This window comes from Rhodoferax sp. (assembly GCF_025354435.1).
In the GTDB taxonomy this organism is placed as follows: Bacteria; Pseudomonadota; Gammaproteobacteria; order Burkholderiales; family Burkholderiaceae_C; genus Rhodoferax_B.
Genome location: NZ_JANXMU010000080.1, coordinates 1 through 11,917 on the forward strand (window position 1 = coordinate 1; position 11,917 = coordinate 11,917).

Annotated in this window: 8 protein-coding genes and 1 tRNA gene; 3 read left to right on the forward strand and 6 right to left on the reverse strand. The window is 60.8% G+C overall.

The genetic code is table 11. The annotated features are described in order from the left end of the window. Window positions 1-186: 186 nt before the first annotated feature. The 5 genes from Q0T48_RS19970 to iolC all read right to left on the reverse strand — a co-directional run bounded on the left by Q0T48_RS19970 (window position 187) and on the right by iolC (window position 7,094). Window positions 187-555 carry a hypothetical protein gene (locus Q0T48_RS19970; protein ID WP_295960179.1) on the reverse strand — a complete coding sequence of 123 codons (369 nt, stop codon included), beginning with the start codon at window positions 553-555 and terminating at the stop codon, window positions 187-189. Between the two features lie 986 nt (window positions 556-1,541). Then, the gene (iolB, locus tag Q0T48_RS19975; RefSeq protein ID WP_295960183.1) at window positions 1,542-2,351 is read right to left on the reverse strand and encodes a 5-deoxy-glucuronate isomerase; all 810 of its coding nucleotides are present in this window, start codon (window positions 2,349-2,351) and stop codon (window positions 1,542-1,544) included. Between the two features lies 1 nt (window position 2,352). Beyond that, entirely contained in the window at window positions 2,353-3,258 is a 906-nt protein-coding gene (gene iolE / locus Q0T48_RS19980; RefSeq protein ID WP_295960186.1) for a myo-inosose-2 dehydratase, read from the reverse strand. A gap of 16 nt (window positions 3,259-3,274) precedes the next feature. Next, on the reverse strand, window positions 3,275-5,131 hold the full coding sequence (gene iolD, locus Q0T48_RS19985; protein WP_295960189.1) for a 3D-(3,5/4)-trihydroxycyclohexane-1,2-dione acylhydrolase (decyclizing): 1,857 nt from the start codon (window positions 5,129-5,131) through the stop codon (window positions 3,275-3,277). Between the two features lie 22 nt (window positions 5,132-5,153). Further along, window positions 5,154-7,094, reverse strand: a complete 1,941-nt coding sequence (iolC, locus tag Q0T48_RS19990; RefSeq protein ID WP_295960191.1) for a 5-dehydro-2-deoxygluconokinase — start codon at window positions 7,092-7,094, stop codon at window positions 5,154-5,156. A 262-nt stretch (window positions 7,095-7,356) separates the two neighbouring features. On the opposite strand from iolC, the gene Q0T48_RS19995 reads away from it, so the two are divergent. The 3 genes from Q0T48_RS19995 (at window position 7,357) to Q0T48_RS20005 (ending at window position 11,000) form a co-directional block, all read left to right on the forward strand. Beyond that, window positions 7,357-8,286 (forward strand): sugar ABC transporter substrate-binding protein, encoded by a 930-nt coding sequence (locus tag Q0T48_RS19995; RefSeq protein ID WP_295960194.1) that lies wholly within the window; start codon window positions 7,357-7,359, stop codon window positions 8,284-8,286. Window positions 8,287-8,424: 138 nt separating this feature from the next. Next, window positions 8,425-9,957: a sugar ABC transporter ATP-binding protein gene (locus Q0T48_RS20000; RefSeq protein WP_295960197.1), complete on the forward strand. Its 1,533-nt coding sequence runs from the start codon at window positions 8,425-8,427 to the stop codon at window positions 9,955-9,957. Between the two features lie 23 nt (window positions 9,958-9,980). Further along, window positions 9,981-11,000 carry an ABC transporter permease gene (locus Q0T48_RS20005; protein ID WP_295960200.1) on the forward strand — a complete coding sequence of 340 codons (1,020 nt, stop codon included), beginning with the start codon at window positions 9,981-9,983 and terminating at the stop codon, window positions 10,998-11,000. A gap of 548 nt (window positions 11,001-11,548) precedes the next feature. Here Q0T48_RS20005 and Q0T48_RS20010 read toward each other — a convergent pair. Then, window positions 11,549-11,624, reverse strand: a tRNA-Lys gene (locus Q0T48_RS20010). Window positions 11,625-11,917 lie beyond the last annotated feature (293 nt).

An 11,917-nucleotide genomic window follows, 5' to 3' on the forward strand; every position in this document is an offset into this window, starting at 1 on the left:
GTCCGCTTGAAGGAAGGGTTAGGCCGCACGTTGCAACTCTTTCTGCAGCGCGGCCCTTCCCGTGCTAAGACGTTGGGCTCGAGGTAAGGGCCGCAGATCACCGAAGAATTGAACGGCTTCGCGTAGCGGTGAAGCTTCCAGATTCGTGTACGGCGACCGGGCCGCTATGTACCAGAGCTGATAGACTTAGCCCTCAACCGACAACGGCGCAAGTTCACTTGCATTCATAACCGCCCAAAAGGCGAGAGCTTCTGTTTCTTCGGGATCGAACTCAAGCGTTGCTTTGTGGTCATCCCTCGCGTGCTTGAAGAAATTCTGTGGCTTACGCATGATCTGAAAGTATGCCGATGGGGCCAGGTTGTTGGCCTCACGCGCAATCTTGTCCCACGACCTTTCTGGTGCAGATACCTTCACGAGATCGGTCAGGATGTTTGACGCTGCCCCAACCAAGGTATGGACAGAAACGGCATCGGCCCCATCAAACAGGAGGCGGATTGAAAAGTTGAGCTGCCGCAGAGCGACCTCTAGCTTTCCGATTGTGAAGTTCTCACTCATTCTCTTGCGGCCTAACGTGATGTACACCGCAAACCTTGCGGTTTAAATCGGCTACTGAGGTTTAAATCATCCATTGAAATCTCCTGGAAGTGGCTTGCAGACTGGTTATTTTCAGAATAAGTGGGTTTTTATCCAGGTATAAAAATTCCGACAAACCCCGCACCTAAACGATGGGCCACTATAGCCCGCCGAAGTGTTGCGACTCCCTGCGTACGAGCATCTTTCATTCAAAAGGTGCAGGCATGAAATGCTCTTCTTTTCGTAGCTTCTTGTGCAGGTGGGGTGTGCGCTGGGGTCGGTTTTCTCTTGAGAATTTTGATAGGTTTGTGGTGATCTATGCCGCGCTGGATGCCACAGTCGCCGCTGGCCGGGTATGCGCCCGGCGGCGCAGTCCCTTTTCTTTGCGCAGCCAAAGAAAAGGGACCAAAAGAAAGGCTGCCCCCACTGTTAGCGCCCTCCGCTGGCGCTGCGGGAACCTGCGGTGCTCGTGGCATGCGGGGTCTGGCTAAACTCGCTGCGCTCAAACAACGCCAGCCCTTTTCCGCCTGCCACTGCGCTCCTCGGCGCATACAGAGGGGTACCCCGGGCGCGGGATCGGTGGCGCGCAGCGCCACATCGCGCCTTGGGCGCGAGCCCGGCTTTGCCGGGCTGGGGTTGGCTGTTCGGCTATTGGTATTGGCTGTCCGCTCCCACGCCGTGTGGCGTCGGCGAGTAGCGCAGGACTGGGCGGATCAGGGCCCGCGATTGTCTGAGCGTAGCGAGTTCGAGCGGGACCCCGCACAGACCGAGCAACGCAGCGTACCGGCGTAGCCGGGCGACGACTTCGGCTCGCCTTTCTTTGGTGAAGCAAAGAAAGGTGACTGCGCTGCCGGGCGCACACCCGGCCGGGGATGTTGACAGTATCCACCTAACCCAAAAGTTCAAGCCAAATAGGCTGCTAGCGCAGGTAGAACCTGCGCTAGCAGCTATCGAATCACTAGCAAATGCTACTTCGCTGCCAGCATCCACTCATGCGCCGGGTCGTTCTTGAAGACCCAGAAGCGGTTCGGGCCGGCCATCACGTTCAGGTAGTACAGGTCGTAGCCGTGCGGCGCGGTGACCGGGTGGTAGCCGCGCGGGACCATCACCACGTCGTGGTTCTCCACGGCGCAGGCTTCGTCCAGGCTGCGGTCGTCGGTGTAGACGCGCTGGAAGGCGAAGCCCTGCGGTGGGTTCAGGCGGTGGTAGTAGGTTTCTTCCAACAATGTCTCCACCGGCGGCTGTTCGATGTCGTGCTTGTGCGGCGGGTAGCTGCTGGAGTGGCTGGCGGGGGTGATGACTTCGACCACCAGCAAGTGCGCGGCGGTGGGATCGTCGTGGGGCAGCACGTCGCAGACGTAGCGGGTGTTGGTGCCCTGGCCGCGCACGCTGCGGCGCATGCTGCTCGGGTCAATCACGCGCACGGCGTGGGGCGTGTCGCCTGCGGGGGCGGTGCACAGACCCAGCTCGGCATCGGTGTCGGCCCGTACCACCACGGTCTTGCCGCCGGGTACGTAGACCGCTGCGGGAGACACCTTGTCGAACACGCTGGTGCGGCTGCCCAGCTTCTCGTAGGTCTGGCCGTCCACCGTCACGGTGACGGTGCCGGTGAGCACCACCAGACAGAGTTCACGGGTGCTGGTGTTGACCGTTTCGGTTTCACCGGCGGCCAGCCGCACGGCGCGAAAGCCCACGTGGGTCCAGCCTGCGCGCTCGGGGGTGACGTTGACGATTTCGCGGCCTGTGGGGGCGGCTTTGGCGAGGAGGGGGCTGACCATTTCAGCCGCCGATCTTGTCGACCAGGCCGCGCAGGGTGTCATAGCCCTTTTTCGCGTACTCGTAGCTGGGGGCGACGGCCGGATCTTGCTCGGCTTCGACCACCAGCCAGCCTTCGTAACCGGCATTCTTCAGGGTGGTCAGCACGGCTTCGTAGTCCAGGCCGCCATCGCCGGGCACAGTGAAGGTGCCGTTGATCACGCCGTTCAGGAAGCTCCAGCCGTCGTTGCGGGCCTGGGCAATCACCGGGACGCGCACGTCTTTGCAGTGCACATGGACTACGCGCTCCACATGTTTCTTGAGCAGCGTGACCGGGTCGGCGGCACCGCCAAAGTAGGCGTGGCCGGTGTCGAACAGCAGGAAGACCTTGGTCGGATCGGTCAGCGCCATCAGCTTGTCTACATCGGCGGGCGACTCCACGTAGGCACCCATATGGTGGTGGTAGGCCAACTTGATGCCGTAGGTCTTGACCAGGTGCTCGCCGAAGGCGTTCAGGCGCTCGGCGTAGGCTTTCCACAGGGCGTCGTTGGCAAATTTAGGGCGCTTGGAGACGGGGGTGTCGATTTGGCCCTGGATGGTGTCGGCGCATTCGCCATAGACCACCACCTTGACGTTGTTGTATTGCAGCTTGGCCATGTGGGCCTTGCAGCGCTCGATCTCGGCTTCTACCGTGTCGTTGCCCAGAAAGCCCGAGTACCAGCCAGATACGCAGGCCAGGCCGAATTCGTCGAGCTTGGCTTTCAGGCCGGGGCCGTCCTTGGGGAATTTGTTGCCCAGCTCGAAGCCTTCGTAGCCGATTTCTTTGCCTTCGCTCAAAGCTGTTTCCAGCAGGGTTTCACCGCCCAACGAGGGTAGGTCGTCGTTCATCCAGGACAGGGGGTTGATGCCGATGCGTACGTTCCAGGTCATGTTGCTTCTCTTTAAGTTAAATACGTTGTTCAGTTTTTGCGGCGGTGTAGCGCTCGAAAGCTTCATTCACTTCGGTGCGCTCGGAAACGGCGGGAATCGCCACTTCCCACCAGCAGCCGCCTTCGGCCGTGGTGCGGTGGTGGGTGGTGTCGATTACGACGACCTGCGTTTTGGTGGCGGCACGGGCGGCGACCATGGCGGTTTTCAGCTCAGTCAGGTCTTTCACGTGCACGGCATCTGCGCCCATGCTGCGACCGTGCATGGCAAAGTCGATCTGGCTGGGGTTGCCGCCTTCGGGGATGCAATCAATCAGCATATTGTTGAAGCTGGGCGTGCCGGACTTGAGCTGCAGGCGTTCGATGCAGCCGTAGCCCCGGTTGTCCAGAATCACCACAATCAACTTTTTGCCCAGCAGCACCGAGGTGGCCAGCTCGGAGTTCATCATCATGTAGGAGCCATCGCCCACCATGACGATGACTTCCTGGTCGGGCCGGGCCATCTTGGCACCCAGCGCCCCGGCGATCTCGTAGCCCATGCACGAGTAGCCGTATTCCACGTGGTAGTTGCCGGGCCGGGTGGCGCGCCAGAGCTTGTGCAGTTCAGCGGGCAGGGTGCCTGCGGCGCAGACCACCACGTCGCGCACGTCGCTGTTCTCCACCGAGTCGCGCACGGTGCCGATGACTTCGCCGTCGTAGGGCAGCACATCTTTGGGGACGGCGGTGGTCAATTCAGTGACGCGGGCTACCCAGCCAGCGGCCAGGGCGCGGGCGCGGGTGGTCCAGGCGGGGGCGGCTTTCCAGTCGCCTGCGGCGGTGCTCAATTGGGCCAGGCCCACACGGGCATCGGCTACCAGGGCGGCACCGGCCCATTTGGTGGCATCGAAGCTTTGCACGTTCAGGCACAACAGCTTGGCTTTGGCAAACAGGGCGTGCGAGCCGGTGGTGAAGTCTTGCAGGCGTGTGCCCACGGCCAACACCACGTCGGCTTCACGGGCCATTTCGTTGGCAGCGGGGCCGCCGTCTACGCCGATGCCGCCCAGGTTCAGCGAGTGGTCCCAAGGCAGACTGCTCTTGCCGCCGTGCGATTCGACCACCGGGATGCCGTGTTTCTCGGCAAAGGCGCGCAGCGCCTCCCAGGCCTGGCTGTACAGCACGCCGCCACCGGCCACGATGAGCGGTTGTTTGGCGGTTTTCAGCAGGGCGGCGGCAGCGGCCAACTCGCGGGTGTCGGCGGGCGGGCGGCGGAAGTGGATCAGGCCGGGCTGCAGAAAGCTATCTGGGCAGTCAAAGGCCATGGCCTGCACGTCTTGCGGCAGCGACAGGCAGACCGGGCCGCAGCTGGCGGGGTCGGTCATCACCTGGATGGCGCGGGGCAGGGCGGTCAGAATCTGCTCGGGCCGGGTGATACGGTCAAAGAAGCGGGTGACGGGGCGGAAGCAGTCGCTGGCGCTCATGTCGCCGTGCTGGAAGTTTTCGATCTGCTGCAGCACTGGATCCGGGGCGCGGGTGGCAAAGGTGTCGCCGGGCAGCAACAGCACTGGCAGGCGGTTCACATGGGCCACGGCGGCGGCGGTGACCACATTGGTTGCGCCCGGGCCGATGCTGGTGCTGACGGCCATGATGCGCTGGCGGAACTGGGCTTTGGCGTAGGCCACGGCGGCGTGGGCCATGCCTTGCTCGTTGTGGGCGCGGTAGGTGGGCAGCGTGGCGCGCTCGGCGTACAGGGCTTCGCCCAGGCCGGCCACATTGCCGTGGCCGAAAATGGTGAACACGCCGGCGCAGTAGGGCTGGATACTGCCGTCGGCCATTTCGACCTGCAGCGCGGCCAGGTGCTTGACCAGCGCCTGGGACATGGTGAGTTTTTGGGTTTTCATACGGCGAATTGATTGCGCAAGGTTATTGGGCGGATTTGCGGTTGCGCCAGGCATCTACCAGGACAGTAAAGTTCTGTGCCACGGCATTTTTAAACGCCGCGTCGTCGATTTCATTTTTCAACCACTGCAGCGATGGGGTGGCCCACAGTGTGCGCCCGACCATAAAGCCCTTGACGATGGGGTTGGTAGCCTGGGCAAAGCTGTCGGCCAGCAGTTGCAGGGGCTGGTTCAGGCCCAGGATGACTGCGCCACGGCAGTGCGGGTCGCGCTCGGCTACCAGGGCGGCCAGGTCGGTCCAGCCCTGGGGCTGCATGGGGGCCAGCTTCCACCATTCGGGCTGTACGCCCAGGTTGTAGAAGCGTTTGACGGCGCGCAGCACGGCGGCATCTTCGGTGCCCGCTGGGGTCAGGGCGCGGGGGCAGATGATTTCCAGCAGCAGCTCGTTGCCGCTGGCGCGGGTGGCTTCCCAGAGTTCCAGCACTTTTTGCTCTTGCTCCAGGCGCAGGGGGTAGGCATCGTCCGGGTGGTAGTGCACCAGGCACTTCACCACCTGTTCGGTTGGCCAGTTGATCAGGGCGCTGCCGACCGAGCGGGTACCGTCAAAGCGCAGCGGGCGCGAGCTGGGCAACTCGATGGGCCTGCCGACCCACCAGCCACGCCCGGTGGCGCTGGCCAGGGCATCGCGGCCATAGTCGCCGCCGTCGATCAGCACGCCCACATGGCCTTGCAGGCCGTGGCTGGATTCCACCTGTTCGGCGGTTTCGACCAGCAGCTTCTTGAGGGCGGGGATGCGCGACTCGTCGGCACCGGCCTCGCGCACCATGTCGAAAAACTGGCTGCGGTGGTCAAAGGCCAGCACGCACATCTCGTTCCAGTCCGGCCGGGCCGCGGTGACGCGGTGCAGGTGGGCGAGCTGCTGGTCGGCATCCACCTTGGGGTTGCGGCTGCCACCAAACCAGTGGGTCAATTCAGCCGGTGTCGGCATGGCGGCGGAGCAGGCGTGGCGCGACACCACGATGGCCCCACAGGCGTTGGCGACCTGGGTGGATTGGGCCCAATCTTTGCCTTGCAGCAGGCTGGCCATCAGGCCGGACAGGAAGGAGTCGCCCGCGCCTAGCACGTTCAGCACCTCGACCCGCTCGCCCTGGAAGGTGGGGGAGTCGTCGATATTCGCCGGAATGTCGCCTTCGATCACGGTGCAGCCGTCGGCACCGCGCTTGACCACCAGGGTGGCGGCGCTGAGTTTGCGGACGGCGCGCAGGCAGGCCATCAGGTCGCCTGCGATGCCCCCGGCGATGAAAAATTCTTCTTCGGTGCCCACCAGCAGATCGAATTCGGGCAGCACTTCTTGCAGTTGCTGGGTGACGTGTGCGTCAGCCACGTAGCGGTTTTCGCCCGCACCGCGGCTGGTCAGGCCCCAGAGCACGGGGCGGTAGTCGATGTCGAGCACGCGGGTCACGCCGTGCTTTTTGGCGTAGGCCAGGGCGGCCAGGGATGCGCTGCGGGTGCCGGGGGTGCTGAGGTGGGTGCCTGTGATGGCCAGGGCACGGCACTGGGCGATGAAGTCTTCGCGGATTTCGCTGGCATCTACCGCCATGTCGGCGCAGTTTTCACGCATGAACAGCAGCGGGAAGGTGTCGCGGTCTTTCAGGCCCAGCAAAACCATGCCGGTCAGGCGCTCGGGGTCGATCTGCACCTGGCTGGTGTCGCAGCCTTCTTGTTCCAGGGTTTCGGTGAGGAAACGGCCCATTTGCTCGTTGCCCACGCGGGACAGCATGGCGCTTTTCAGGCCCAGGCGGGCTACGCCGAAAGCCAGGTTGGCCGAGCTGCCACCCAGGTACATGGCCATGCTGCGTGCGTCTTCCAGTCGGCTGCCGAATTGTTGGGCGTACAGATCCACTGCCAGGCGGCCCAGGCAGGCGAGGTCGATACGGCGACCAGAAGGGAATGTGAGTTGGCTCATCGGGTTACGGTGTTATCAAGAAAGGGGTTCCCGTGGGGACGGGAAAGCGGGGCACACACGGCGGGGCTGTGGCGGTGCAACAACTATAAATTGTAGAGAAATATTTTTCTCTAAGTGTAATTACTTAGAAATTTATTTTCTATTTCAGGGTTTTTTGATTACAGTACAGACCGTGGTTAAGGGCATTTCCTTGTGCCCCGGCCTCACCTAACCAAACGGTACAAAACCCGCCGTTTACTAATAACTCTGGAGACGCATCCCAATGAAAAAGCTACTACTCGCCGCTGCCGTGTCAACCACCTTGCTGGCCCCCTTGGCGGCGCATGCTCAAAAAGTGGGTTTGGCCATGGCCCAGCTGGATACCTTTCTGACGATTCTGAAAGACGGCGTGGTCGATGCCGGTAAGAAAACCGGTGCGACGGTACAAGTAGAAGATGCCCAGAACGACGTGGGTAAACAGCTGAGCCAGATCCAGAATCTGATCGCCCAGAAGGTGGATGCCATCATCGTCAACCCGGTGGATACCGATGTCACCCCCAAGATCACCAAAATGGTGACCGATGCCAAGATCCCATTGGTCTATGTGAACCGCAAGCCGGTGGACTTTGCCAAGCTGCCTGCCGGTGTGGCGTTTGTGGCTTCTGACGAAGTGGTCTCTGGCACCCTGCAAACCCAGGAAGTCTGCCGTTTGCTCAAGGGCAAGGGCGACATCGTAGTGCTGATGGGCGAGCTGTCGAACGAAGCTGCCCGCACCCGTACCAAGGACATTGAAGACGTGCTGGCCACCCCGGCTTGCAGCGGCATCAAGATTCTGGACAAGCGTGAAGGCAAGTGGGACCGTACCCAAGGCCAGGACATCACCACCAACTGGCTGTCTACCGGCCTGAAGTTTGACGCGATCATCGCCAACAACGACGAAATGGCCATCGGCGCCATCAACGCTCTGAAGGCTTCCAAGAAGTGGACCCCTGCTTCCCTGGTAGCCGGTATCGATGCCACCCCGGACGCGCTGGCTTCCATGAAGGCGGGCGAGCTGAAGGTCACCGTGTTCCAGAACGCGGCCGGCCAAGGCAGCGGCGCGATGGACGCGGCTTTGAAGCTGTCCAAGAAGCAGCCCGTCGAGCGCTTTGTGAACGTACCGTTTGAGCTGGTCACCCCCGCCAACCTGGCCAAGTACAGCGGCAAAAACTAAGCCGTAGTGGATCTGAGGGTGCCCCTTGCCGGGGCATCTTCAGCCCTCACGCCAGGCCTTTCCCCAATTAGGAAAAGTTTGGCGTGAGGGCTTACGACACACAAGCCCATCTTCCACCCTTTCATAAAGCCACCCAGGATGTCAGACACCGCCACCCTCGACCGCCCGGCCACCCAGGCTGCCGCCGCGCCTCCGCTATTGGAGATCAACGGCATTCTCAAAATCTTCCCGGGCGTGGTTGCGCTCAACAACGTGGGCTTCAAGCTGCGCGCGGGCACGGTGCATGCGCTGATGGGCGAAAACGGCGCGGGCAAGTCCACGCTGATGAAGATCATCGCGGGAATCTACATCCCCGACAAAGGCGACATCCGCCTGCGCGGTAAAGCCATTCACATGAAGTCGCCGCTGGATGCCCTGAACCTGGGCATCGCCATGATCCACCAAGAGCTCAACCTCATGCCCTACATGACGGTGGCCGAGAACGTGTGGATCACCCGCGAGCCCAAGAATGCCTTTGGTTTTGTGGACCACGCCGAGCTGTACCGCAAGACCGCCGCGCTGTTTGCCGAGCTGAATATCAAGATCGACCCGCGCGAAGAGATCCAGAACCTGTCGGTGGCCAGCCGCCAGATGGTCGAGATTGCCAAGGCCGTGTCCTGGAACTCCGACGTGCTGATCATGGACGAGCCCACCTCGGCGCTCACCGAGACCGAAGTGGCCCACCTGTTTGCCATCATCCGCAACCTGCGCGCCAAGGGCAAGGGCATTATCTACATCACCCACAAGATGAACGAGCTGTTCGAGATTGCCGACGAATTCTCGGTGTTCCGCGACGGCCAGTACATCGCCACCCACGCCTCCACCGAGGTGACCCGCGACGACATCATCCGCATGATGGTGGGCCGCGAAATCACCCAGATGTTCCCCAAGATGGAAGTGCCGATTGGCGAAGTGGTGTTGTCGGTGAAAGACCTTTGCGTGGAAGGCATTTTCAAGAACGTGAGCTTTGACATCCGCGCCGGTGAGATCGTCGGTATGGCCGGGCTGGTTGGCTCGGGCCGCTCGAATGTGGCCGAAGCGCTGTTTGGCGTAGTGCCTGCCACCTCGGGCAGCATCAGCATCAAGGGCGTGCCCATCACCATCTCCACGCCCACCCAGGCGCTGGCTGCGGGCATGGCCTTTTTGACCGAAGACCGCAAGGAAACCGGCTGCTTTTTGAGCCTGAACATCCAGGACAACATGGATTCGGCGGTGCTGAACCAGCGCTATGTGTCCAAGGGCTTTGTGCAGGGCGACCAGTTGGCCAAAGACTGCGCCGAAATGGCCAAGCGCCTGCGCGTCAAGACCCCCAGCATGGGCGAAATCATCCAGAACCTGTCAGGCGGCAACCAGCAAAAAGTGCTGGTGGGTCGCTGGCTGCTGACCAATCCGCGCATTTTGATTCTGGACGAACCCACCCGCGGCATCGACGTGGGGGCCAAGGCCGAAATCCACCGCTTGGTGTCCGAACTGGCCGGTACCGGCGTGGCGATTTTGATGATCTCGTCGGAAATGCCCGAAGTGCTGGGCATGAGCGACCGCGTCGTGGTGATGCACGGCGGCCAGGTCACCGGCATTCTGGACCGCAAAGATGCTAATCAGGTCTCCGTCATGGACCTGGCAGCAAAGTAAAAAATCCATAGGAAACCTGCACCATGAGCTCCCCCACCGTACCCCACGTTGCCCACGCCGCCGTCAAAGCGCCGTTCAAATTCCCCCCCGAATTCAGTATCTTTCTGGTGCTGATCGGTATCAGTGTCTTCTTTGAAGCCATCGGTTGGTACCTGAACGGCCAGAGCTTCATCTTCAACGCCGAGCGTTTGAAAGTCATCATCTTGCAGATGGCGGTGATCGGCATCATCGCCATTGGCGTGAACATGGTCATCATCACCAGCGGCATTGATTTGTCGTCGGGCTCGGTGGTGGCAGCATCCGCTGTGGTGGCCGCCAGCCTGGCCCAGGTGTCGGACTTTCCACGCGCTGTGTTTCCCCATCTGACCGATCTGAGTCCGTTTTGGCCGGTACTGGCCGGGGTGCTGGTGGGCGCAGTGGTGGGCTTGATAAACGGATCACTGATTGCATTCACCGGTATCCCGCCGTTCATTGCCACCCTGGGCATGATGGTTGCAGCCCGCGGCTTTGCCAAGTGGTTTACCGGCGGCATGCCCGTCAGCATGTTGACCCCCGAATTTGCCTGGATCGGTGAGGGCAGCAACCCGGTGGTGATCTTTCTGGTGATCACGGTGATTGCCCATATCGTGCTGCGCTACACCCGCTTCGGCAAGTTCACCTACGCCATTGGCGCCAACCGCCAAGCGGCCCGTGTGTCGGGTATCAACGTGAACCGCCACCTGATCTGGATCTACACCATCGCCGGTCTGCTCAGCGGCGTGGCCGGTACCGTCACCGCGGCCCGCGCCATCTCTGGCCAGTCCGGTATGGGTGTGAGCTACGAGCTGGACGCGATTGCGGCGGTGGTCATCGGCGGCACCTCGCTGGTCGGCGGACTGGGCCGGGTCACCGGCACCGTCATCGGCATTCTGATTCTGGGCGTGATGATGTCCGGCTTCACCTTCATCCGCATCGACGCCTACTACCAGGAGATGGTCAAGGGCGGCATCATCGTCGCCGCCGTGGTGGCAGATCAGTACCGAAACAAGAAGCGCCGTACTTGATTTTAGGCATAAAAATGGCATCTAGCGTATATAAATAATACACAAGTAGCTATATAAAATGTAGCAATTGAATATTGCCGTATTCTCTCCAACCGCCGTACCTGCCAGACAGGTGCGGCGGTTTTTTTGGCGAGGCGGTGTGGCAAGCACCATGAAAAAGCCCGCACGGGGCGGGCTTGGGTATGTGGTCGTGGGCTCTTACGCGACCCACGTTTACGGACACTCTCGTGCAGGAGCTTTTTCTTATTTTTCTCGTCGCAAAAAGCTCTTTTCGACGTGCCGCCGTGAGATTCGGCTTTGCCTGGCCAGGCTGCCAGCAGAGCACGATTGGCTTGCTGGTGCCCATATTATAAAGGCACGGTAGATTATGGACGGTGATCTACTGTGTAGACATGCAGTGGTTTTCTTAGTGGCATCCCTGTGCTGGAACTTCATCCGAAACACTGCATATGAGACGCGTCACGTAAATCGCCTCATATCGAGCCAGAAAAAGAAAAGCCTGCTACGGTTTAAATAGCAGGCTTCGCAGTGCCCATAAGGCATAAAAGTGGTGGGTCCTGACAGATTCGAACTGTCGACCTACGGATTAAGAGTCCGCTGCTCTACCAGCTGAGCTAAGAACCCACTTTTAAAAATGGTGCCGTTGCAGTGAATTAATCCACTGTGGCAAGCCCACTATTATGCACCAAATTATGGTGTTTTAGGTGCGCTGACCTAGTGTGTGGTGATGAAGTGGCTGAAATTCTTGTATTTGCTCTTATTTATGTAGCATTGCATGCAGTTTTTATCTGCACTAAAGACCATTTTCATTAAAATTTTAATACACCATTCACGATAGACCACCCTAGGTGTGGTGGTGCTTGCGCCACAATGCGTTTACAAGGTGGGCCCGGGGTGGGCACACAGGGCCGTGGACC